A 22111-nucleotide genomic window follows, 5' to 3' on the forward strand; every position below is an offset into this window, starting at 1 on the left:
CTTTCCTTGGCCCGCAGGAGGGGTCACACTCATGGTCGCGTCCGTACGTCGGCGGCTGGTCAGCAGGCTCTGGCTGCCCGCCCTGGTGGCCGTCGTGGTTGTCCTGGCTGCATTCATCATCGACTCCGCACACGGGATCTTCGGTTCCCAGGACCGAACTCGAAGTCCGGGCAACAAATTCTCGATAGCCCAGTTCAATCCCAAACGCATCGAATACGACATTTTCGGCGATCTCGCGGGGTGGGGAAGGGCCAGCTACTGGGACGTGAACTCCCGCCCCGTACTGGTCGACCTCGCGGCGCTGCCGTGGACACACACCGAAGTAACGGTCTTGACGACGGCCACCGCCGATATCGCCGCGCAGGTGGCAGGCGGCAACATCGGCTGCCGTATCACTGTCGACGGGCAGGTGCGTTCCGAACACACGGCAACCGGTGACCATGCCGGCGTATGGTGCCAGGTGCTGTCCGCATGAACCATAGTGACAACACGCGAAGGCCGTTCTTCGCCAAGGCCATTCGCAGGTTCGCCGTGCCCGTGGTGCTCGCGTGGATCGCCCTCATGGTTGTACTCAACACGGTCGTTCCGCAGCTGGAGCCGGTCACCGAAGCGAACCGGGGTCCGCTGGTCCCGGTCGACGCGCCATCGTCACAAGCACTCATCCACATCGGGCAGGTATTCAAAGAGTCCGACAGCAACAGCCTGGTGATGGTCGTGCTGGAAGGCGAACACAAGTTGGACGAAGGCGACCATGTGTTCTACAACGATCTGGTCGCAAAACTACGGCGCGACAAACACGTTCAATACGTGATGAACCTCTGGGGGCAGGGAACCACTGCCGCGGGGGTGCAGAGCAACGACGGAAAGGCGTCCTACACGCTGGTACGGACCGCCGGCAACCTCGGCTCGGCGGTCTCGGACGAGTCGATCAAGGCGGTGCGAGACCTGGTCTCGCAGAACAAAACCCCGCCCGGCCTGAAGGTCTACGTCTCGGGTTCGGCACCGCTGTCGGCGGATATGCTCGAAGCCGGTAACGAGAGCCTGATCATGATCATGTTCGTCACCATCGTCCTGATCACCGTGATGCTGCTGGTCGTCTACCGCTCGGTCTCGACCGCGCTGCTCGTCCTGCTCATGGTGATGCTGGAACTGAACTGCGGGCGGGGCTTGGTGTCCTTGTTGGCCTTCCACAAGCTCATCGGGATATCGGAGTTCGCGTCGAACCTCTTGGTATCCCTCATCCTCGGCGCGGGCACCGATTACGCGGTCTTCTTGATCGGCCGCTATCACGAAGCACGCCACGCTGGCGAAGACCGGGAAACCGCATACTATTCCGCAGTCAACGGCGTGTCGCACGTCATCCTGGGGTCTGGTCTTGCGGTTGCCGGCGCGACGTTCTGCCTCAAGTTCACCCGGCTCAATTACTTCAACACCTGTGGGATCCCCTGTGCCGTGGCAATGCTCACCGCGGTCAGCGCCGCCCTGACCTTCGGGCCGGCCGTGCTGGCACTCGGCAGCAGATTTGGGGTATTCGAACCGAAACGCCAAGGAGGCGCCGGCATTTGGCGCAAGATCGGCACGGTTACCGTCCGGTGGCCTGGCCGGGTCCTGTTGGCAAGTTGCCTGGTGGTGCTTGTGGGATCGCTGACGTTGCCCAGCTACCGGCCCAACTACGACGACCGCATCTACATCTCCGATGACAGCCCGTCGAAGCTGGGATATGCCGCGAGCGACAGGCACTTCCCGGTCAGCAGGCTCAACGGCGACATGCTCATGGTCGAGTCCGATCACGATATGCGTAACAGCACGGATATGATCGCATTGGATCGGGTGGCGCGCAGCGTCTTTCACACTCCGGGCGTGGGGTTGATCCAGAGCGTCACCAGGCCGCTGGGGACTCCGCTCGAGCATTCATCCTTCACCTACACAATGGGCTCGATGGGAACGAAGATCAAGGAGCTCGTGCCGTTCCTCACCGACCTGAACACCCGGCTGACCGACATGGCCGACATCACGAGTCGCATGACCGAACTGATGCGTCATCAGCAGCAATTGACGTCACAACAGGCCGGCGCGACGCATCTCGCCGCCAACGCCGCCCAGGGCATGAAAGACGTCACGGATGCGCTGCGGGACAACATCGCCGAGTTCGACGACGTCTGGCGTCCGGTCCGAAGCTACTTCTACTGGGAGAAGCATTGTTTCGACATCCCGCTCTGCTGGTCATTGCGATCGCTGTTCGACGCGACCGACAAGTTCGACCAGCTGGACGAGCAGATGGACAAGAATCTTCAAGCTGCACTGATCCAGGACTCGGTGCTGCCACAACTGGTCGAACTACTCAGCCGCAACGTCGATGAGCTCGACCAACTCCACCGGGTCATCCTGGCTGAGCACAGCACGATCGAACCCCAGTTGGCCCAACTCGACGAGCTGAGCCGCCAGATGATGGACCTGGGTTACGCTTTCGACAGTGCGAAGAACGACGAATTCTTCTACCTACCACCAGACGCCTTCGCGAATCCCTCTTTCCGGATCGACCTGAAATACTTCGTGTCTCCGGACGGCAAAGCCGCGCGATACATGATCTACCACGACGGTGAGGCGCTCACTGCGCAAGGCATCCAGCATGACCAGACCTATCTGGCGGCCGCGCAGGAGGCGCTGAAGGGCACCACCCTCAGTGGCGCCCGCGTCTATCTCGGCGGCGCGGCGACGACGTACTGGGACATCCAGGATGCGGCCAAAACGGACCTGATCATCGCGGCCACCGCGGCATTCGCGTTGATCTTCCTGGTGATGCTGCTCATCACACGAAGCGTGATCGCGGCGTTGGTCATCATCGGAACCGTCGCGTTTTCTTACTCGGGAGCGTTCGGCCTGTCGGTCCTGATCTGGCAGCACGTGCTCGGCATCCCGATGAGCTGGCTTGGCCTGCCGCTCACCTTCATCATCCTGGTTGCGGTCGGCTCTGACTACAACCTGCTGCTCATCGCCCGCTACCTCGAAGAAAGCCGAGCGGGCCTGAACACCGGTCTGATCAGAGCGGTCGCCAACTCGGGCAAGGTGGTCACCACCGCGGGCCTGGTCTTCGCCGTCACCATGATGGCGATGGTTTCCGGGAAGCTGGTCTCGGTGGGGGAAATGGGATCGACGATCGGGATCGGTTTGCTGCTCGACACTCTCATCGTGCGTTCGTTCGTCACCCCCGCGCTTGCCCGGCTCCTCGGACCCTTCTTCTGGTGGCCCCGACTGGTCCGCTCCAGGCCGGCGCGCGCCGCCACCGGGCGTCCGGTGATGCCGATCGAATACGCGGCTGTTCCTTGACGTCAGGGTGTCGCATTTCGTGGGCACAACGGCTCGATAGCCATGGGTGAATCGCGCTGCGCTGGTGCAGGCTTGATTGGCCCTTACCAAACGACGAGCGTGAACGAGGTGACACCGCTTGCAGGCGATTGCGCGCGCGACCGCGCCGCCGGCCTCCGCGGCCTTTCCCTCGTCGCGGCGCCCTCCGCGCCTGCCGGCGAAACCGACGACGTCAGCCGTCGGGCGGGGCTTGAGCGTGCTTGAAATGGCGACGGCGATCCACGAACGGGCCACAGCCTGATGATCGACGGCCTGCGCATCCGGATCGACACCTCGGATCCGGACGACGCGAGAACTCAAGTCGCGTCTGTCTACTGTCCCCATCGCCTCGCTGTAAAAGGCAGGTTATCGGCGTTCCGGGCCCGGCACGCCGAGGGCGGCACCACTGGGCTAGGCGTCTACGCCCTCTCGTATGGGTCGGCTACAACCCTGATGGAATCGTCGACGTTCGACGACTTCGTCCTGGTTTCCCAGCAGATCAGCGGGCGGTTTGCGGCCCGTGCCGCGAGTGGGGAACGGTTGCTGCTGCCCGGCGAACATGTCGTGCTGGACGCGCACACCGCGTATCAGTTGCGTTGGGAAGAGAACTGCAACCTCTTCCATGTGCGGATCGGCCGCACCGAGTTCGAGGCGGCGGTTGGTGAATTCACCGGCGCGGGCGAGCCGGCCGCGGTCCGATTCCCGTTGGACCGGCACGCCTCCCGGGCGGGAACGGTGGCCGTTGCGAAGGTGATGCAGTTCCTGCTCCGCAACGCCGGACCGAACGGGCTCCTCACGTCCGAGACATTGCTGTCCGCCCAGATACGTCGCATGTTGATAGCGAGCATCGTGGAGGCCTACGCCGGCATTTTTCCGGCGGCCGATGCGGGTCCGAGTGGCCGCGTCGAACCTCCGGCCGTTCGGCGTGCGATCGCCTACCTCGAGGACGCGGCCGCTGAGGACATCAGGATCGGTGACGTCGCGGCCGCAGCACGGTTGAGCACTCGTGCCCTCCAGGAGGCCTTTCGTAGGCACCTGGACACGACTCCCATGGCACACCTGAAGTCGATCCGCCTCGCGCGAGCGCACGCGGAGCTCAGGCAGTCATCAGTCGAGGACGGGACGACGGTGGCCGCCGTCGCATACCGCTGGGGTTTCGGCAATCTCGGCCGGTTCGCGGCCGACTACCGGCGGGAGTTCGGCCGCTCACCGAGCGAGGTACTGCACGGGCCGTAGCGACGCATCGGCGGAACAGAAGTCGAGGGCTGCGTGTCCTGCATGCTCGAGGACCGCGACCGATCAAAGGTTCTCGGCGCCCCAGTTGGCCAGCCGGCGTTCGCGTTCGGTTGAGTCGATGTCTTCGACCCGCGTCATGATCGACCACCGCTGCCCGAACGGGTCTGTGATGGACCCGAACCGGTCGCCGGTGACGAAGGTCTGGGCCGCCTCCCGCAGTGTGGCCCCCGCGTTCTGGGCCCGCGCCAGCACGGCGTCGACGTCCGCGCAGTAGAGCGCGATCGAGTGGGTGACCGCCTCGGTGCGGCTCGGGGCTTCAAGCTGATAGCTGGGGTTGGGGTCGGACAGCTGCAACCTGCCGCGCCCGAAGTCCAACTCCGCGTGCGCGACCGTGCCATCGGGCCCGAGCATCTTCTCGACGAGTGCCGCGCCGAAGACGTCGGTGTAGAACTCGATGGCGGCTGCGGCTCCGTCGACAACGAGAAAAGGGGTCAAACTCGTGTAGCCCTCGGGGATCGGTTCGGGATTCATGTCGTTCAGCTTGGCTAGATTCGTCGCGTGGACGCTTGTAAAAACACGCCACCGGCGGGAGCGCCGGAGCCCGGTGTGGTCGGGCGGGCTGCCACCGGCTCGATATTCGAGCTCGACCGCACGGTGCCCTCGGTGGCGGCTGCCGAATTCGTCGAGCACTTCTGGTCGGTGCGCTGGGACCTGACCGGGCGGACCCCGCAGGAAAGCTTGGTCATCACTTTCCCATCCATCAATCTCACCCATGAGTGGGGCACCGACTCACCCCGCCATGGGTTCACCCTGCCGGCCACCTTGGTGCACGGCGTGGTTCAGCGGATCTTCGCCATCGAGTTGTCGGGACGCGGCGCGGTGGTCGGCGCGCGCTTCCGGCCGGGCGGATTCACCGCCCGATTCCGACGCGATGCAAGCGCGCTGACCGGCCGGGTTGTGTGCGTCGATGACGACTTATTCGACAGCCCAGCGCTTTTCGACGATGATATCGATGGCACGACCGCGCAACTGGACGCCATGATCGGGACACGCACCGACCCCGACCCGACCTATACGTCACTCAACGCGCTGCTAGACCGGATCCGTGACGACGACGCCATCCAGCGAGTACAGCACGTGATGGCGTGCTCACCGTGGAGCGTGCGAACCACCCAGCGGGTTTTCCGCCACTACGTCGGGGTTCCGGTCAAATGGGTCCTGTGCCGTTACCGCCTGCAGCAGGCGGCGTTGGCAATCGAGACCGATCGATCCGTCGATCTGGCCGATCTGGCGGTTCGCCTCGGCTGGTATGACCAAGCCCACTTCACCAACGACTTCCGCTCGATGCTCGGCTGCAGTCCCGGTGAGTACGCCCAGCGATACGCCTGAACGGGCACGCCCAGCCGTTTGATCGGGCAGTCTGCCCAGGTCAGCGCCCGTCGCGCGGTACAGTGCTTGATGTGGTGAGAATTCCTCGGCCTCCTAGACCCCACCCGGCTGTCAAGCCTGGGGCCAAGGTCGACGCGCGCAGCGAGCGCTGGCGCGAGCACCGCAAGAAAGTGCGCAGCGAAATCGTCGACGCGGCCTTCCGCGCCATCGACCGGCTCGGCCCCGAACTGTCCGTGCGGGAAATCGCCGAGGAGGCCGGCACCGCCAAGCCGAAGATCTACCGGCACTTCCACGACAAGTCGGACCTGTTCCAGGCGATCGGGGAGCGGCTACGCGACATGCTGTGGGCCGCGATCTTCGCGTCCATCGACCTGAAAACGGACTCGGCCCGTGAGGTGATCCGGCGCAGCGTCGAGGAGTACGTGATCCTGGTCGACAAGCACCCCAATGTGCTGCGCGTCTTCATCCAGGGCCGCTCGGCGGCCAGCCCCCAGATCCTGGACGAGGGACGCGGCATCACCCTGGCCGTGGCCGACATGTTCGACAACGAGCTGCGCGAGATGGAACTCGACCACGCGGCGGTCGAACTGGCCGGCAACGCGGCGTTCGGCTGCGCCGCGTCGGCCACGGAGTGGTGGCTGGGCCCCGAGCCGGACAGCCCCCGGCTGATGTCGCGCGAGCAGTTCGTCGCGCACCTGACCACCATCATGATGGGGGTCATCGTCGGGACCGCCGAGGCGCTGGGCATCACGATGAATCCTGACCTGCCGATTCACGACATGGTGACCGTCAAGCCGGCCGTGGGCTGAGCGCGGTTCCGCGTTGACAACCGCCGCGGCCATCGATAACACTCGTCCAAACCGATACCCTGGGTACTGGGTATCTGCGCCGGCCGGGGCCGCAGCCGAAGACGCCGGCTGACGCCGACCCGCGACACGCCTGGATAGAAGGACCGATCGACCGTGACCGACGTCGTGACACAAACCGAGACAACCCCTGCGGCCAGCGCCTCGAAGCCCGTGCACACGCGCGCCGTCATCATCGGGACCGGGTTCTCCGGTCTGGGGATGGCGATCGCGCTGCAAAAGCAGGGCGTCGGCTTCGTCATCCTGGAAAAGGCCGGCGACATCGGCGGCACCTGGCGGGACAACAGCTATCCGGGGTGCGCCTGCGACATCCCGTCGCACCTCTATTCGTTCTCGTTCGAGCCCAAGCCCGACTGGAAGAACCCGTTCTCCTTTCAGCCCGAGATCTGGGACTACCTCAAGGGCGTCACCGAGAAGTACGGGCTGCGCCGCTACATCGAGTTCGACTCGCTGGTCGATCGGGCCCATTGGGACGATGACGAGAACCGCTGGCACGTGTTCACCGCCGACGGGCGCGAATACGTCGCCCAGTTCCTGATCTCGGGTGCGGGCGCGCTGCACATCCCGTCCATGCCCGACATCGAAGGCCGCGACGAGTTTGCCGGCGCCGCTTTCCATTCCGCCGAGTGGGACCACAGCGTCGACCTGACCGGCAAGCGGGTGGCCGTCATCGGGACCGGCGCCAGTGCGATCCAGATCGTGCCGGAGATCGTCGGGAAGGTCGCCGAACTTCAGCTCTACCAACGCACTCCGCCGTGGGTGGTGCCGCGGTCGAACCCCGAGATTCCGCCGGCGGTGCGCCGGGCCATGGAGAACGTGCCCGGGCTGCGCGCGCTGGTGCGGCTCGCGATCTACTGGGGGCAGGAAGCGCTGGCCTTCGGCATGACCAAGCGGCCGAACCTGCTCAAGTTCATCGAGTCCTACTGCAAATACAACATTCGCCGGGCGGTCAAGGACAAGGAGTTGCGGCGCAAGCTGATCCCGAACTACCGCATCGGGTGCAAGCGAATCCTGAACTCCTCCACCTATTACGGCGCGGTCGCGGACCCGAAGACCGAACTGGTCACCGACCACATCTCGCGGATTACCGCCGACGGCATCGTCACCGCCGACGGCACCCACCGGCCCGCCGACGTGATCGTGTACGCCACCGGCTTCCACGTCACCGACTCCTACACCTACGTCCAGATCAAGGGGCTGCACGGCGAGGACCTGGTGGACCGCTGGAACCGCGAGGGCATCGGCGCGCACCGCGGCATCACCGTCGCCGACGTGCCCAACCTGTTCTTCCTGCTGGGACCCAACACCGGGCTGGGACACAACTCGGTGGTGTTCATGATCGAATCCCAAATCCGTTACGTCGCAGACGCGATCGCGACCTGCGACAAGCTGGGTGCCCAGGCGCTGGCCCCGACCCGCGCCGCCCAGGACAAGTTCAACGACGAGCTGCAGCGCAGGCTGGGCCCCTCGGTGTGGAACAGCGGTGGCTGCAGCAGCTGGTATCTGGACGAGCACGGCAAGAACACCGTGCTCTGGGGCGGCTACACCTGGGAGTACTGGCGGGCGACCCGTTCGGTGAAGCGGGACGAATACCAGTTCTACGGCGTCAACACGGGCGAGCGGGCGGCGGTCTAAAGGCCGACCGAAGTTGTTGCGGCGCTGCGTTGTTCGCGGGCCTGCGACTTCCTGGCGAAGGATCGCAGGTTCTGCCGCACGATGCGGTCCAGCCCCCGGTCGGACACCACGCGGTTGATCCACAACAGGATTGCGGCGTCGCGTCCGATGGTGTAGCGCGTGCGTGGACGCGGTGCGGTCGCGGCCTTGGCGACCACCTTCGCGGCGTGTTCGGCCGAAACGCCCTCCTCGCCGAACGACCGGGCTTGCGCCGTGACGGCCCCGATGAGATCGCCGTAGCGGGCGAGTTGCGCCTCGGTCAGGCTGGCCATCAGGCCCTCGGCGGTGCTGATGCCGCGCTCGGCCATCTCGGTCTTGACCGCGCCGGGTTCGACGACGACCACCTTGATGCCGAGTTCGGCGACCTCCCGCCGCAACGCGTCACTGGCGGCTTCCAGGGCGAACTTCGAACCGGCATACGCGCCATACGTCGGCAACACCACCTTGCCGCCGACCGAGCTGATGTTGACGACGGTGCCTCCGCTGAGCAGCAGGGCCGGCAACAGCTTCTGGGTCATCGCGATGTGGCCGAAGAGGTTTACCTCGAATTGCCGGCGCCACTGGTCGATCGGCAGCGTTTCGACTGGAGAATTGACCGCGATGCCGGCGTTGTTGACCAGCGCGCGCAGGGGACGGCGCAGCGGATCGCGCGCGACGCGGTCGGCGATGGCGGCCACGTCCGTTTCCATCGTGATGTCCAGGATGTGCGGCTCGATGTTTTGTGCGCGCAGCGCCTCGGCGTCCGCGTCGCGGCGCACACCGGCCAGCACATGAAAACCCTTGCGGGCCAATTCTCGGGCGGTGGCCGCGCCGATGCCGGTCGAGGCGCCGGTGACGACGATCAGCTCATTACGGTTGGCGCGATTCGACGACATCATGGGGTTCTCCGATCGAGGGGACCTAGTTTGAGTTGACGCTGTCATCTCAACTTAGCAGTCGAGTTGACATTGTCAACCCAACGACCGGCTTATGCTCTGCGGGTGACGACAAGGGCCGAAAGCGCGGCGGCGACGCGCCGTTCGTTGGTCGAGGCGGCGGGGGTGTTGCTCGACCTCGGCGGTGTCGACGCGGTGACGCTGCGCGAGGTCGGCGCCCGCAGCGGCGTGTCGCGCTCGGCGGCGTATCGGCACTTTGCCGACAAGGAGTCTCTGCTCGCCGAGTTGGCCACCAACGCACTGCGCGAACTGGGTGACGCGCTCGAAGCGTTGGTGGGTAGCGAAGATTCGCCGCAGGAATGTCTGCGGTCGGCCCTGCTGTCGCTGATCGACATCGGCCGCACCCGCCCGCATCTCTACCGCCTGATGTTCACCCCGCCGGCGGGTGACCCGACCGCGGCGATGCAGGCGGCCCAACGCACGCAGGAGCTGTTTCTTCAAATGGTCGGTCGCATCACCGGTCCGCAGCAGGCCCCGCGCTACGGGGCGCTCATTTTGACGAGCGCGCATGGCATTACGGGCCTCGACTTGAGTGGCCACATGGATCTGGACAAGTGGCACACCAGCGCCGAGGAACTCGTCGACACGCTTATTTCGGTGTTGCCAAAAGCCGGATGAAAGCCTGCGCGGCCGCATCCACGCCGGCCTCGTCGGCGGTCGCGACGAGATCCAGCAGCAGGCCGCGTGCGACGGCCAACCCGAGCCGGGCCAAGGCGGGATCGACCGGAGCCTCGGCGATCGCGTCGACCTCGGCCAGCCAACTCTCGACGGCCCCGGGAACCATTCGGGCAAAAGGCTTTTCGCCCTGGGCGGCGCGGGCGTAGCACTCGAAGAACAAGCGCTCGGCTTGGCGCAGCTCGGGTCGACGCAGGTCGGCCCACATCGCCGCGAAGCCCTCGGCAGGGCCGGTCGGCAGTTCGGACAGCACACCCATCTGCCGGTGCTCGACCGCCTCGACGATTGCCAGGAGCAGGTCTTCGCGAGAGCCGAAGTGGTGCAACAGCATTCGGTGGCTGGTGCCCACTGCGGCGGCCACCTCGCGCAGGGACCGGTCGCCGATGCCGCCGGTGGCGAACTCGGCGACGAGTGCCTCGAGGAGCTGTTGGCGCCGCCCGGTGTCAGGGGTGCGCGCCATCGGCGCGGCTGAGCTGCTCGGCGCGGGCCTTGAGGCCTTGGGCTTCCAGGTCGAGGAAGCGCTTGGTCTTCTTGATCATCAACCGCCCGACGAGGGCCCCCAGCGCGCCGCCCTGGTCGAGTTGCTGGCGCACCAACGTGCGGCCGCCGGGTTGGGCGATGACGTCGTGGCGTGCGCGCACCCGCACTCCGGGCGAGCGCTGCACCCAGGTCCAGGACCTGCCGGGGTCGAGCTCGGTGACCCGCCACTTCAGCTTCGACATGCCGGGCTGCTTGATCGCGAAGCGCCTGCCGACGGCGAGGGCCGCGCCGTCCAGCCCGGTCAGGGAGGTGACCGAGGCGGTCCAGTCCGGCCAGTGCTCGACGTCGGTGAAGACGTCCCAGACGAGTCGGGGCGGTGCGTCGATCTCGACGCTGTCTTCGGTAAACATGTACCAAATGGTACATCCTTGGCGCGCGATACTGGAGAACGGAATGGAACCGACGGTGCGCCGGGGGGCGCTTGCGACACGCAAACACAAGTTGTTGTGTTGCCGTCGCTTGTCGCACCCCAGGGGTAGTGTCTGGAGCCTGAGATTCATCCAGCAAAACGGCGTGTGAAGTGGGGTTCTGGTGTCCGAAAACATGAAGCTGATCGACCGCGTTTCGGCGATCAACTGGAACCGGCTGCAAGACGACAAGGACGCCGAGGTCTGGGACCGGCTGACCGGCAACTTCTGGCTGCCGGAGAAGGTGCCGGTGTCCAACGACCTGCCGTCATGGGGCACCCTGACCGCCCACGAGAAGCAGATGACCATGCGCGTGTTCACCGGCCTGACCCTGTTGGACACCATCCAGGGCACGGTCGGGGCGGTCAGCCTAATCCCCGACGCGCTGACCCCGCACGAGGAAGCGGTGTACACCAACATCGCGTTCATGGAGTCGGTGCACGCCCGCAGCTACAGCAACATCTTCTCCACGCTGTGCTCGACCGCCGAGATCGACGACGCCTTCCGCTGGTCGGAGGAGAACCCCAACCTGCAGCGCAAGGCCGAGATCGTCATGCAGTACTACAAGGGCGACGAGCCGCTCAAGCGCAAGGTCGCCTCCACGCTGCTGGAGAGCTTCCTGTTCTACTCCGGCTTCTACCTACCGATGTACTGGTCGAGCAGGGCCAAGCTGACCAACACCGCCGACATGATCCGGCTGATCATCCGCGACGAGGCCGTGCACGGCTATTACATCGGCTATAAGTTCCAGCGCGGCCTGGCCCTGGTGGACGACGCGCGCAAGCAGGAGCTCAAGGACTACACCTACGAGTTGCTCTTCGAGCTCTACGACAACGAGGTGGAGTACACCCAGGACCTCTACGACGAGGTCGGGCTGACCGAGGACGTCAAGAAGTTCCTGCGCTACAACGCCAACAAGGCGCTGATGAACCTCGGCTACGAGGCGCTGTTTCCGCGCGACGAGACCGACGTCAACCCGGCGATCCTGTCGGCGCTGTCACCCAACGCCGACGAGAACCACGACTTCTTCTCCGGCTCGGGCTCGTCCTACGTGATCGGCAAGGCCGTCGTCACCGAGGACGAGGACTGGGACTTCTAGCAACCGCAGCTCGCATAGCTGGTCTGTCTTGCACGGCCGGCCGGCCGGAGACTTATTGGTCCGCTCCATACGCCGCGCGGGAGTTTTTACAAACACAGTTGTAATTAGATGCGGGAGCGATTACGCTGCCATCGACGAATCGGGACACGTCGCCAAACATCTGGGTCGCCAATAGGGGGAAGTTTGGGAAGTATGTTGTTCCGCGTAGCTACCGTCACCGCAAAGATCGTCACTGCCGCCTTATGACCGTCGCGTTGCTGACCCAGCATCTGTACGAGTTTGCCGTCGAATTGCGCCGATTGGCCTACACCATGCCTGGTGGGTATGAAGACCCGCTGATCCAGCTGAGCGAGCGGATGGTCCACTGCGCCACCGAGCAGAGCTCGGAAGGTGTCGGCTAGCTCGGCCGATCACTGTCGCCTCGTTAAGCAGTTACTAGCGACTGGCAAACGCGCATTGGGTTTCCCGCGATCTGCTTTCTCACGATTGTGGATACCAGCCGATTATTGACTCGACCGCTAATAAGCCCGAAGCGGAAAATACCCGTACCCGATTTACCGCGGGCCTCCGACGTTGCTTTGTAGCCCGCACTGCTTGGCTTCCCGCGCGATCACTCGCATTAGCCGCCAGCGGCACGTCGGCTAGATCTGCAATGACGTTCTCATGCACGTTCCTCGACGCGAGGACGAGGGCCGGACTGCTGGGCGGTTCGACCGCGGCGCTCGGTTTCCCGCGTGGCCCGCCCGGGTATCTGGCACGCGAAATCGTTTCTGGACGGGAGAGCCACGTGACCACCGCCGAACAGCCGCCGCCAGAGGGCGACGAACAACCGCCCCAAGCCACCGACGACGAAGAGGGCTCCGACGTGGAGTCCACGGAGCCCTCATCCACGGGAAGTGACGCTCCAACCGCCGGCGAATGAGGCGCCGGCCAGCCGATATGAGCCCGCGGCCCGACGGCTATGCGCTCTGCCGGTGCTGCTGGCGGGTCTGGTTAACGAGATTGATGCCGACAGCTGCGCCGCCCAATATTGCTGCGGGAAGGGCGATTTCGAGCTGTCCTGTCGTCGCGCCGATCGTGGCCAGCAGTCCCAGGCCCCCAGCAATCATGTTGAGGTTTCCGGCCACTCTGTTTGTCCGCTGGTGCTGATAGGCGCCGACCCCGATCTCGCCGACCCCGAGTATCCCGGAGACGATGAGCGGCGCGCCCGTCGCGGTCATTGCGGTGGCGATTACATCGAGTTGCACTTGTCTCCCAGACGATTACGACTGAACCATCAATTGCTCGTACAAGTCCTGCATACCCAATCGTCGCGTCGCTCCAAAGGCCATCGCCCCTCCGGGCCGCGCAGTTTCGCATATCGGCCTTCGCAGGGACGCCATGATTCGTTTCGTGACTGCCGCTGTGGATCCGTCCGCCGCGCGCTTTTTGGTAGCGGACATGTTCGGGTAATGAACGGCGTATGAATTGTGCACGCGCCGCTTTTCACCCGCTGGCGCGGGTGACACGACAGCCCTGACACTGGTGGGGTGACGAATACCGCCGCCTCTGCCACCGCCAACTTCTGCCGTTCGGTACTTCGCTGGCTGCGCGCCGGCTACCCCGAGGGCGTCCCCGGGCCCGACCGGGTGCCGCTGCTGGCGCTGCTGCGCAGCACCCCACTGACCGAGGAGCAGATCGCCGAGGTGGTGCGCAACATCACCGCGGACGGATCCCCGGCGATCGCCGACGGCGTCATCGAGCGCGACGAGATCGCCCATTTCATCTCCGACATGACGCACTACGACGCCGGGCCGGAAAACATCATCCGGGTGGCGTCCACCCTGGCGGCCGTCGGGTGGCCGCTAGCCGGCATCGACGTCAGCGAAGTCATCCCCGGCGACGAATGGGGAGAGGCCGCCGAAATCGCCGCGCGCAGTGCTGCTTCCGAGAACGCGCCGGGCGTCGCGCTGTAGGGCCCGTCAGCTTCCTGATGCCCTACAGCTTTGAGATGTCGATGACGAAGCGGTAGCGCACGTCGCTGGCCAGGACGCGCTCGTAGGCCTCGTTGATGTAGTCGGGCTCGATCAGCTCGATTTCCGGCGTCACGTTGTGCTCGGCGCAGAAGTCCAGCATCTCCTGGGTTTCGGCGATGCCGCCGATGTTCGACCCGGACAGGCTGCGGCGCGCCAGCGCCAGCGAGAACGCGCCCACCTCCATGGGGTGCTCGGGAATGCCCAATTCAACGAGCGTGCCGTCGACGTCGAGCAGACTGAGATAATCGTTGAGGTTCAGGTTCGCCGAGACGGTGTTCAGGATCAGGTCGAAGCTGTTGCGCAGCTCCTTGAAGGTCTCGCGCTCGGCGGTGGCGTAGTAGTGCTTGGCGCCCAGTCGCAGACCGTCTTCCATCTTCTTCAGCGATTGCGACAGGACCGTCACCTCGGCGCCCATCGCCGCCCCGAGCTTGACGCCCATGTGGCCCAGCCCGCCCAGGCCGATGATCGCCAGGCGAGTGTCCGGGCCGGCCTTCCAGTGCCGCAGCGGCGAGAACAGCGTGATGCCCGCGCACAGCAGCGGCGCCGCCTTGTCCAACGGCAGCGAATCGGGGATGTGCAGGACGAAGTTCTCGTTGACGACGATCGCCTGGCTGTAGCCGCCCTGGGTGATCGTGCCGTCCTTGTCGGTGGCGTTGTAGGTGAAGATCGTGCCCCGGCTGCAGTACTGCTCCAGGCCGGCCTGACAACTGCGGCACTGACCGCAGGAGTTCACCATGCAGCCCACCCCGACGTGGTCGCCCACCTTGTGCTTGGTGACCGCGGAGCCCACCGCGGTCACGACGCCGGCGATCTCGTGGCCGACGACCAGCGGGTAACTCGGTGTTCCCCATTCGCCTTTGGCCGTGTGGATGTCGGAGTGGCAGATTCCGGCGAACTTGATGTCGATCGCCACGTCGTGCGGACCCGGCTCGCGCCGCTCGATGGTTGTCTTGGTCAACGGTGCCGTCGGCGAGGTGGCCGCGTACGCCGAAACTGTGCTCATGAAAAGTCCCTCTTCGATTCGATACGTCTTCAAGAAGTTTAGCTAGGGTAAAAGTTCTTCCGCCATCCGAGGCGGCGAATATCACCTTATGGCGACGAGTGCGTACCGGCCGGTCGTGGTCAGTTGATCGGGGCGTTCACCAGGCGCAGGTCGTCGACGATGCCGCGGGCCGCGATCAGGCCCTCGCCGGTTTGCCAGATCTCGTCGTTGACGACGTAGACCCGGTTGTCGTGGTTGGCCGACAGCTTGCGCCACGGGTTGCTGTCCAGGATCGTCGCGGCCCGATCGGCAGCGGCCGGGGTGGCGCAGGACAGGTACACCACGTCGGCGTCGGCGATCGAGAGATCCGGATTCTTCGCCAGGTCCGCGTCGGAAGCGCCGATCTCGATGTAGGGCTTGTCGGTGAACCGCTGCGAGGCGGGCCGGTCGACGCCGACCGCGCCGAGCACGCTGGCCGGGAAGTTGTTGGCGCCGTAGACCCGGATGGTGCCGGCCGTCAGCTGCACGATCGACGCCTGATAGTGGGAGGCGTCGTGCCGCGCGCCGACGTCGGTCGCCCGCTGCGAGAAGCCGGTGACCAGCCCGTCCGCCGCGGCGCCGCGGCCGGTGGCGGCTCCGACGGCGCGCAGGTTGTCCTGCCAGGCCGCGCCCGGCGCGGCGGTGAACACCGTCGGCGCGATCGGGGCCAGCTGCGGATACAGCGTCGGGGTCAACGCTTGCGAGCCCAGGATCAGATCGGGGTGGGCGGCCGCGATCGCCTTCACGTCCGGGTGGGAGCGGCTGCCGACACCGGGCACGCCCTGCACCGCGCCGCCCAGATAGGCGGGCTGGCTCGGCGAGCCGTCCGGCAGGGCGGCGCCGACCACCCGCGATTGCAGGCCCAGCGCGCACAGCGTGTCGAGCTGGTCGCCGGAGAGCACCACGATGCGCTGGGGATCGGCAGGCACCTGCACGATGTCCGGGGCGACGCCCGCCGCGTTGTGCGCCTGCCGCTTGGCCGGGCCCGGGTCGGCCTCGGCGGGGTCGCGTGCGCATGACTCGTCGGGCCGGCGGTCGTTTCCGAGCACGCCGGCGCCGGCGATCTGGGTGGTGGGCGTGACGAGCGAATGGGTCGGCTGCCCGGCGGGCTGGTCGGATCCGCAGCCGCCGCAGGCCAGGATGACCGCCGCCGTCGCCGCGGTCAGCCGGGCGGGTCTGATCACGCCGAACAACACGCGTCAGACGCTAACATCCGGCCAGCTCGGCGCGGCCGCGCCGACGACGCGGCCGCGCCGGTGAGCCGTTTACGACAGTTTGTAGGACCAGCCCTGACGTCGTCATGATCGACGGCTAAGATTCGTCTCAATACCGATTTTTGGGCCAGTGTCCGATCTGGATGTTTGGAGAAGCTGTTGACAGCCGAAGCGCCCCCTTTGGGACAACTCGAGGCCGTTCGTCCGTATCCGGACCGGATGGGCCCCAAAGGGAACCTCGTCTACAAACTGATCACGACGACCGATCACAAGTTGATCGGCATCATGTACACGGTCACCTGCTTCGCCTTCTTCTTCATAGGCGGGCTGATGGCGTTGCTGATGCGCACCGAGCTGGCCGCTCCCGGGCTACAGTTCCTGTCGAATGAGCAGTTCAACCAGCTGTTCACCATGCACGGCACGATCATGCTGCTGCTCTATGCCACCCCGGTGGTGTTCGGTTTCGCCAACCTGGTGCTGCCGCTGCAGATCGGTGCGCCCGACGTGGCCTTCCCGCGGCTGAACGCCTTCTCGTACTGGCTGTTCCTGTTCGGCGGGCTGATCGCGGCGTCCGGCTTCATCGTCCCGGGCGGCGCCGCCGACTTCGGCTGGACCGCCTACACGCCGCTGTCCGACGCCGTGCACTCACCCGGCGCCGGGGGAGACCTGTGGATCACCGGCCTGATCGTCGCCGGTCTGGGCACCATTCTGGGTGCGGTCAACATGATCACCACCGTGGTGTGCATGCGTGCGCCCGGCATGACGATGTTCCGGATGCCGATCTTCACCTGGAACATCCTGGTGACCTCGATCCTGATCCTGATCGCCTTCCCGATCCTGACCGCGGCGCTGTTCGGGCTGGCCGCCGACCGACATCTGGGCGCCCACGTCTATGACGCCGCCAACGGCGGAGTCTTGTTGTGGCAACACCTGTTCTGGTTCTTCGGGCATCCCGAGGTGTACATCATCGCGTTGCCGTTCTTCGGCATCGTCACCGAGATCATCCCGGTGTTCTCGCGCAAGCCGGTGTTCGGTTACACCACGCTGGTGTACGCCACCCTGTCGATCGCCGCCCTGTCGGTCGCGGTGTGGGCGCACCACATGTTCGCCACCGGAGCCGTTCTGCTGCCGTTCTTTTCATTCATGACGTATCTGATCGCGGTGCCGACGGGGATCAAGTTCTTCAACTGGATCGGCACGATGTGGAAGGGGCAGATCACCTTCGAGACGCCGATGCTGTTCTCGGTCGGCTTCCTCATCACCTTCCTGCTGGGTGGTCTGACCGGCGTGATGCTGGCCAGCCCGCCGCTGGACTTCCACGTCACCGACAGCTATTTCGTGGTCGCGCACTTCCACTACGTGCTGTTCGGCACCATCGTGTTCGCCACCTACGCCGGCATCTACTTCTGGTTCCCGAAGATGACCGGCCGGCTGCTCGACGAGCGACTGGGCAAGCTGCACTTCTGGCTGACCTTCATCGGGTTCCACACCACGTTCCTGGTGCAGCACTGGCTGGGTGACCTGGGCATGCCGCGCCGCTACGCGGACTACCTGCCCAGCGACGGCTTCCAGCCCTACAACGTCGCCTCGACGGTCGGCGCCTTCATCCTGGGCGCGTCGATGTTCCCGTTCGTCTGGAACGTCTTCAAGAGCTGGCGTTACGGCGAGGTCGTCACGGTCGACGACCCGTGGGGCTACGGCAACTCCCTGGAATGGGCGACCAGCTGCCCGCCGCCGCGGCACAACTTCACCGAGCTGCCCCGAATCCGTTCGGAGCGACCGGCATTCGAGTTGCACTACCCGCACATGGTGGAGCGGCTGCGCGCCGAGGCCCACGTGGGCCGCCATGCCACGGCTCTCGAATCACCGAAGGGCTTCGGCCCACGAACCGAACCCGATCGCTCAACTCCTGAGCAGTAGCGGCGGCTGTCCGGAGTGAACGCACCACCCAATAAGGTGTCGGTGCTGATCACCGTCACCGGCGTGGACCAACCGGGCGTGACGGCGACCCTGTTCGAGGCGCTGTCGCGGCATGGGGTCGAGTTGCTCAACGTCGAACAGGTGGTGATCCGGCACCGCCTGACGCTGGGCGTGCTGGTGTGCTGCCCGGCCGAGGTCGCCGACGGCGCGCAGTTGCGCGAGGACGTTGAAACGGCCATCCGCAGCGTGGGGCTCGATGTGACCATCGAGCGCAGCGACGACGTGCCGATCATGCGGGAGCCCTCCAGCCACACCATCTTCGTGCTCGGCCGGCCCATCACCGCCAGTGCGTTCGGCGCGGTGGCCCGTGAGGTGGCCGCCCTCGGCGTCAACATCGACCTGATCCGCGGTGTCTCCGACTATCCGGTGATCGGCCTGGAACTGCGGGTCTCGGTGCCGCCGGGCGCGGACGCCGCGCTGCGGACCGCCCTGAACCGGGTGTCCAGCGAGGAACAGGTCGACGTGGCCGTCGAGGACTACAGCCTGGAACGACGGGCCAAGCGGCTCATCGTGTTCGACGTCGACTCGACGCTGGTGCAGGGCGAGGTGATCGAGATGCTGGCGGCCCGGGCGGGCGCCGAGGGCAAGGTCGCCGCGATCACCGACGCCGCGATGCGCGGCGAGCTGGACTTCGCGCAGTCGCTCGAGCAGCGGGTGGCGACCCTGGCGGGGCTGCCCGCCAGCGTGATCGACGAGGTCGCCGACCAACTGGAACTGATGCCCGGCGCCCGGACCACGCTGCGCACCTTGCGCCGGCTGGGCTATCACTGCGGCGTGGTCTCCGGGGGATTCCGGCGCATCATCGAGCCGTTGGCGCACGAGCTGATGCTGGACTACGTCGCGGCCAACGAGCTCGAGATCGTCGATGGCAAACTCACCGGCCGGGTGGTCGGCCCCATCGTCGACCGGGCCGGAAAGGCTACGGCCCTAAGGGATTTCGCGCAGCAGGCCGGGGTGCCGATGGCGCAGACCGTCGCCGTGGGCGACGGCGCCAACGACATCGACATGCTGGCCGCCGCCGGGATGGGCATCGCGTTCAACGCCAAGCCCGCGCTGCGTGAGGTCGCGGATGCGTCGCTGAGTCACCCGTACCTGGACACCGTGTTGTTCCTGTTGGGTGTGACCCGCGGCGAAATCGAGGCCGCCGACGCGATCGACGGCGAGGTCCGGCGGGTGGAAATTCCGCCGGGCCCCTAGCGACCCGGCAGCTATTCGGGCGCCGCGGTACGGCACGATGGTCGGGTGCCCGAAAACGGAAGCCGGAGGTGATTCCCGAGGAGTCGAGAGACTCCGAGCGTCGAGCCGACCAGACGGTGGAGGAAGCCGACCCCGATCTGCTGCTCGATTTCAGGCAGGTATCGCTGAAGCGTGGCGGCAACGTCTTGGTCGGGCCGCTGGACTGGGCGGTCGAACTCGACGAACGCTGGGTGATCGTCGGGCCCAACGGGGCGGGCAAGACCTCGCTGCTGCGGATCGCGGCGGCGGCCGAACATCCCTCGTCCGGCGTCGCTTTCGTGCTCGGCGAGCGGCTGGGCCGGGTCGACGTGACCGAGTTGCGGTCCCGGATCGGGCTGAGCTCCTCCGCCCTGGCCCAGCGCATCCCCACCGACGAGGTGGTGCGCGATCTCGTCGTCTCGGCCGGTTACGCGGTGCTGGGCAGGTGGCGAGAGCGCTACGAGGACGTCGACTACCAACGCGCGATCGACATGCTAGAAAGCCTGGGCGCCGAGCACCTGGCGGACCGCACCTACGGAACGTTGTCTGAGGGCGAGCGCAAGCGGGTGTTGATCGCGCGTGCGCTGATGACCGACCCCGAGCTGCTGCTGCTCGACGAGCCCGCCGCCGGCCTGGACCTGGGCGGCCGCGAGGAGCTGGTCGCCCGGCTGGCCGACCTGGCCGGCGACCCCGACGCGCCCGCGCTGGTGCTGGTCACCCACCACGTCGAGGAGATACCGCCCGGGTTCAGTCACTGCATGCTGCTCTCGGAAGCCGAGGTGGTCGCCGCGGGCCTGCTGACCGACGTGCTGACCGCCGAGAATCTGTCCACCGCGTTCGGCCAGGCGATCGCCCTCGACGTCGTCGACGGGCGCTATTTCGCCCGGCGAGTCCGCACCCGCGCAGCCCACCGGAGGCCGCTATGACGTCACCCGACGAAGCCCCGCTGGTCGCACGGCCGGCCGCCACCGTGATGCTGGTGCGCGACGAACCGGCCGGCTCCCAAACCGGACTAGCGGTTTTTCTCATGCGCAGGCACGCGAAAATGGAATTCGCCGCGGGGACGATGGTGTTCCCCGGCGGCGGTGTGGATGAACGCGACCGCAACGCGGACATCGCGTGGGCCGGCCCGCCGCCGCAGTGGTGGGCCCAGCGCTTCGGCATCGAACCCGACCTGGCCGAGGCACTGGTCTGCGCCGCGGCCCGCGAGACGTTCGAGGAGTCGGGGGTGCTGTTCGCCGGGCCGGCGGGCGAGGCCGTTTCGGCGCCGAACAGCATCGTCGACGACGCCTCGGTCTACGGCGAGGCCCGCCGCGCGCTGGCCGACGGCACGTTGTCCTTCGCGGACTTCCTGCGCCGGGAGAACCTGGAGCTGCGCTCGGATCTGTTGCGGCCGTGGGCCAACTGGGTCACGCCGGAGGCCGAGCGCACCCGGCGCTACGACACCTACTTCTTCGTGGGCGCCCTGCCGCGGGGGCAGCGCGCCGACGGCGACAACACCGAATCCGATCGGGCGGGCTGGACGACGCCGGAGGCCGCGATCGACGACTTCACGGCCGGCCGCAGCTTCTTGCTGCCCCCGACCTGGACGCAGCTGGACTCGCTGGCGGGCCGGACCGTTGCGGAGGTGCTGGCCGTCGAGCGCCAGATCGTGCCCGTGCAGCCGCACCTGGAGATCCAGGGCGACAACTGGGTGTTCGAGTTCTTCGACTCCGACCGCTACCACCAGGCGCGGGAAGCGGGTGGCCTGGGATGGCGGCATTGAGCGAGTTCGTCAGCGTGGTGGTCTCCGACGGCTCCCAAGACGCCGGGCTGGCCATGTTGCTGCTGTCGCGGCCCCCGACGAACGCGATGACCCGCCAGGTGTATCGGGAGGTCATCGCGGCCGCCGAGGAACTGGGGCGGCGCGACGACGTCGCCGTGGTGATCCTGTTCGGCGGCCACGAGATCTTCTCCGCCGGCGACGACATGCCCGAGCTGCGGACGCTGCGGGGCGCCGAGGCCGACAGCGTGGCGCGGGTGCGCCAAGAGGCGATCGACGCCGTGGCGGCGATCCCCAAGCCGACGGTGGCCGCGATCACCGGATACGCGCTGGGCGCCGGCCTCACGCTGGCCCTGGCCGCCGACTGGCGGATCAGCGGGGACAACGTGAAGTTCGGCGCGACCGAAATCCTGGCCGGCCTGGTGCCCGGCGGCGATGCGATGACCCGCCTGACCCGGGCGGCCGGCGCGAGCAAGGCCAAGGAGCTGGTGTTCAGCGGCCGGTTTTTCGATGCCGAAGAGGCGCTGGCGCTGGGCCTCATCGACGAAATGGTGGCCCCCGACGACGTCTATGACGCCGCCGCGGGGTGGGCGCGCCGTTTTCTCGACGGGCCGCGGCACGCGCTGGCCGCCGCCAAGGCCGGGATCAACGACGTCTTCGACCTGGGGCTGGCCGAGCGGCTCGCCGCCGAACGCCGCCGCTACGTCGAGGTGTTCTCCGCTGGTCAGGGCGGTGGCG

Annotated in this window: 23 protein-coding genes; 16 read left to right on the forward strand and 7 right to left on the reverse strand. The window is 66.3% G+C overall.

Annotated features, from left to right (window positions below):
• The first annotated feature begins 31 nt into the window (after positions 1-31).
• From A5659_RS00960 to A5659_RS28360, 3 genes are all read left to right on the forward strand, one after another.
• A complete protein-coding gene (locus A5659_RS00960) occupies positions 32-475 on the forward strand; it encodes an MmpS family transport accessory protein (protein WP_066864734.1) in 444 nt (147 codons plus the stop codon).
• Positions 472-3327 (forward strand): RND family transporter, encoded by a 2856-nt coding sequence (locus A5659_RS00965; RefSeq protein WP_067178869.1) that lies wholly within the window; start codon positions 472-474, stop codon positions 3325-3327. The genes A5659_RS00960 and A5659_RS00965 overlap by 4 nt, the downstream gene beginning before the upstream one ends.
• A gap of 279 nt (positions 3328-3606) precedes the next feature.
• Positions 3607-4581, forward strand: coding sequence for an AraC family transcriptional regulator (locus tag A5659_RS28360; protein WP_067178871.1), 975 nt, complete (start codon positions 3607-3609; stop codon positions 4579-4581).
• Between the two features lie 63 nt (positions 4582-4644).
• On the opposite strand, the gene A5659_RS00975 is transcribed toward A5659_RS28360, so the two are convergent.
• Positions 4645-5112 carry a glyoxalase/bleomycin resistance/extradiol dioxygenase family protein gene (locus tag A5659_RS00975; RefSeq protein ID WP_066864725.1) on the reverse strand — a complete coding sequence of 156 codons (468 nt, stop codon included), beginning with the start codon at positions 5110-5112 and terminating at the stop codon, positions 4645-4647.
• 75 nt (positions 5113-5187) lie between these two features.
• Here A5659_RS00975 and A5659_RS00980 point away from each other — a divergent pair, with 75 nt between their 5' ends.
• The 3 genes from A5659_RS00980 (at position 5188) to A5659_RS00990 (ending at position 8471) form a co-directional block, all read left to right on the forward strand.
• Positions 5188-5970, forward strand: a complete 783-nt coding sequence (locus A5659_RS00980) for a helix-turn-helix domain-containing protein (protein ID WP_197497871.1) — start codon at positions 5188-5190, stop codon at positions 5968-5970.
• Between the two features lie 80 nt (positions 5971-6050).
• Positions 6051-6779 (forward strand): TetR/AcrR family transcriptional regulator, encoded by a 729-nt coding sequence (locus tag A5659_RS00985; RefSeq protein WP_156748738.1) that lies wholly within the window; start codon positions 6051-6053, stop codon positions 6777-6779.
• 153 nt (positions 6780-6932) lie between these two features.
• Positions 6933-8471: an NAD(P)/FAD-dependent oxidoreductase gene (locus A5659_RS00990; protein WP_067178873.1), complete on the forward strand. Its 1539-nt coding sequence runs from the start codon at positions 6933-6935 to the stop codon at positions 8469-8471.
• Here the strand turns inward: A5659_RS00990 and A5659_RS00995 are convergent.
• Complete coding sequence (locus A5659_RS00995) at positions 8468-9388, reverse strand: SDR family NAD(P)-dependent oxidoreductase (RefSeq protein WP_066864715.1); 921 nt, start codon at positions 9386-9388, stop codon at positions 8468-8470. The genes A5659_RS00990 and A5659_RS00995 overlap by 4 nt on opposite strands.
• 102 nt (positions 9389-9490) lie before the next feature.
• Here A5659_RS00995 and A5659_RS01000 point away from each other — a divergent pair, with 102 nt between their 5' ends.
• Complete coding sequence (locus A5659_RS01000) at positions 9491-10063, forward strand: TetR/AcrR family transcriptional regulator (RefSeq protein ID WP_066881246.1); 573 nt, start codon at positions 9491-9493, stop codon at positions 10061-10063.
• Here the strand turns inward: A5659_RS01000 and A5659_RS01005 are convergent.
• Together A5659_RS01005 and A5659_RS01010 are read right to left on the reverse strand one after the other, a co-directional pair.
• Positions 10035-10580: a TetR/AcrR family transcriptional regulator gene (locus A5659_RS01005; protein ID WP_067178875.1), complete on the reverse strand. Its 546-nt coding sequence runs from the start codon at positions 10578-10580 to the stop codon at positions 10035-10037. The two genes, A5659_RS01000 and A5659_RS01005, sit on opposite strands and share 29 nt — an antisense overlap.
• Positions 10564-11010 carry an SRPBCC family protein gene (locus tag A5659_RS01010; protein WP_067178879.1) on the reverse strand — a complete coding sequence of 149 codons (447 nt, stop codon included), beginning with the start codon at positions 11008-11010 and terminating at the stop codon, positions 10564-10566. The genes A5659_RS01005 and A5659_RS01010 overlap by 17 nt, the downstream gene beginning before the upstream one ends.
• A gap of 181 nt (positions 11011-11191) precedes the next feature.
• On the opposite strand from A5659_RS01010, the gene nrdF reads away from it, so the two are divergent.
• The 3 genes from nrdF to A5659_RS28800 all read left to right on the forward strand — a co-directional run bounded on the left by nrdF (position 11192) and on the right by A5659_RS28800 (position 13088).
• Positions 11192-12166: a class 1b ribonucleoside-diphosphate reductase subunit beta gene (gene nrdF / locus A5659_RS01015; RefSeq protein ID WP_197497868.1), complete on the forward strand. Its 975-nt coding sequence runs from the start codon at positions 11192-11194 to the stop codon at positions 12164-12166.
• Between the two features lie 242 nt (positions 12167-12408).
• Positions 12409-12567: a hypothetical protein gene (locus A5659_RS28020; RefSeq protein ID WP_165827780.1), complete on the forward strand. Its 159-nt coding sequence runs from the start codon at positions 12409-12411 to the stop codon at positions 12565-12567.
• A gap of 386 nt (positions 12568-12953) precedes the next feature.
• Entirely contained in the window at positions 12954-13088 is a 135-nt protein-coding gene (locus tag A5659_RS28800) for a hypothetical protein (RefSeq protein ID WP_255361666.1), read from the forward strand.
• 37 nt (positions 13089-13125) lie between these two features.
• Here A5659_RS28800 and A5659_RS01020 read toward each other — a convergent pair whose 3' ends face one another.
• Positions 13126-13386, reverse strand: coding sequence for a hypothetical protein (locus A5659_RS01020; RefSeq protein WP_156748736.1), 261 nt, complete (start codon positions 13384-13386; stop codon positions 13126-13128).
• A gap of 309 nt (positions 13387-13695) precedes the next feature.
• Here A5659_RS01020 and A5659_RS01025 point away from each other — a divergent pair, with 309 nt between their 5' ends.
• Entirely contained in the window at positions 13696-14121 is a 426-nt protein-coding gene (locus tag A5659_RS01025; protein ID WP_066872070.1) for a DUF3349 domain-containing protein, read from the forward strand.
• Positions 14122-14143: 22 nt separating this feature from the next.
• On the opposite strand, the gene A5659_RS01030 is transcribed toward A5659_RS01025, so the two are convergent.
• Positions 14144-15184, reverse strand: a complete 1041-nt coding sequence (locus tag A5659_RS01030; RefSeq protein ID WP_066872073.1) for an NAD(P)-dependent alcohol dehydrogenase — start codon at positions 15182-15184, stop codon at positions 14144-14146.
• Positions 15185-15303: 119 nt separating this feature from the next.
• Positions 15304-16398, reverse strand: a complete 1095-nt coding sequence (locus A5659_RS01035) for an iron-siderophore ABC transporter substrate-binding protein (protein WP_067178883.1) — start codon at positions 16396-16398, stop codon at positions 15304-15306.
• Between the two features lie 177 nt (positions 16399-16575).
• Here A5659_RS01035 and ctaD point away from each other — a divergent pair, with 177 nt between their 5' ends.
• From ctaD to A5659_RS01060, 5 genes are all read left to right on the forward strand, one after another.
• On the forward strand, positions 16576-18336 hold the full coding sequence (gene ctaD, locus A5659_RS01040) for a cytochrome c oxidase subunit I (protein WP_231997702.1): 1761 nt from the start codon (positions 16576-16578) through the stop codon (positions 18334-18336).
• A gap of 15 nt (positions 18337-18351) precedes the next feature.
• A complete protein-coding gene (gene serB / locus A5659_RS01045) occupies positions 18352-19593 on the forward strand; it encodes a phosphoserine phosphatase SerB (protein WP_066876349.1) in 1242 nt (413 codons plus the stop codon).
• 116 nt (positions 19594-19709) lie between these two features.
• Positions 19710-20537 carry an ABC transporter ATP-binding protein gene (locus A5659_RS01050; protein WP_156748742.1) on the forward strand — a complete coding sequence of 276 codons (828 nt, stop codon included), beginning with the start codon at positions 19710-19712 and terminating at the stop codon, positions 20535-20537.
• Positions 20534-21376, forward strand: coding sequence for an NUDIX hydrolase (locus tag A5659_RS01055; protein ID WP_067019734.1), 843 nt, complete (start codon positions 20534-20536; stop codon positions 21374-21376). The genes A5659_RS01050 and A5659_RS01055 overlap by 4 nt, the downstream gene beginning before the upstream one ends.
• Positions 21373-22111, forward strand: a 739-nt coding sequence (locus A5659_RS01060; protein WP_156748740.1) for an enoyl-CoA hydratase, incomplete at its 3' end; no start/stop codon positions are given. The genes A5659_RS01055 and A5659_RS01060, both read left to right, overlap by 4 nt.

The sequence above is a fragment of the Mycobacterium sp. 1165196.3 genome, from assembly GCF_001673415.1.
Taxonomy (GTDB): Bacteria; Actinomycetota; Actinomycetes; order Mycobacteriales; family Mycobacteriaceae; genus Mycobacterium; species Mycobacterium europaeum_A.

What these genes read in the sequence shown, in the direction of transcription:
- A5659_RS28360 (WP_067178871.1), top strand. Translation starts at nt 3,607, where the DNA reads ATGATCGACGGCCTGCGCATCCGGATCGACACCTCGGATCCGGACGAC.
- A5659_RS00960 (WP_066864734.1), top strand. Translation starts at nt 32, where the DNA reads ATGGTCGCGTCCGTACGTCGGCGGCTGGTCAGCAGGCTCTGGCTGCCC.
- A5659_RS28020 (WP_165827780.1), top strand. Translation starts at nt 12,409, where the DNA reads ATGACCGTCGCGTTGCTGACCCAGCATCTGTACGAGTTTGCCGTCGAA.
- A5659_RS01010 (WP_067178879.1), bottom strand. Translation starts at nt 11,010, where the DNA reads ATGTTTACCGAAGACAGCGTCGAGATCGACGCACCGCCCCGACTCGTC.
- A5659_RS01030 (WP_066872073.1), bottom strand. Translation starts at nt 15,184, where the DNA reads ATGAGCACAGTTTCGGCGTACGCGGCCACCTCGCCGACGGCACCGTTG.
- A5659_RS01055 (WP_067019734.1), top strand. Translation starts at nt 20,534, where the DNA reads ATGACGTCACCCGACGAAGCCCCGCTGGTCGCACGGCCGGCCGCCACC.
- A5659_RS01005 (WP_067178875.1), bottom strand. Translation starts at nt 10,580, where the DNA reads ATGGCGCGCACCCCTGACACCGGGCGGCGCCAACAGCTCCTCGAGGCA.
- A5659_RS01020 (WP_156748736.1), bottom strand. Translation starts at nt 13,386, where the DNA reads ATGACCGCGACGGGCGCGCCGCTCATCGTCTCCGGGATACTCGGGGTC.
- A5659_RS00965 (WP_067178869.1), top strand. Translation starts at nt 472, where the DNA reads ATGAACCATAGTGACAACACGCGAAGGCCGTTCTTCGCCAAGGCCATT.
- A5659_RS00995 (WP_066864715.1), bottom strand. Translation starts at nt 9,388, where the DNA reads ATGATGTCGTCGAATCGCGCCAACCGTAATGAGCTGATCGTCGTCACC.
- A5659_RS00975 (WP_066864725.1), bottom strand. Translation starts at nt 5,112, where the DNA reads ATGAATCCCGAACCGATCCCCGAGGGCTACACGAGTTTGACCCCTTTT.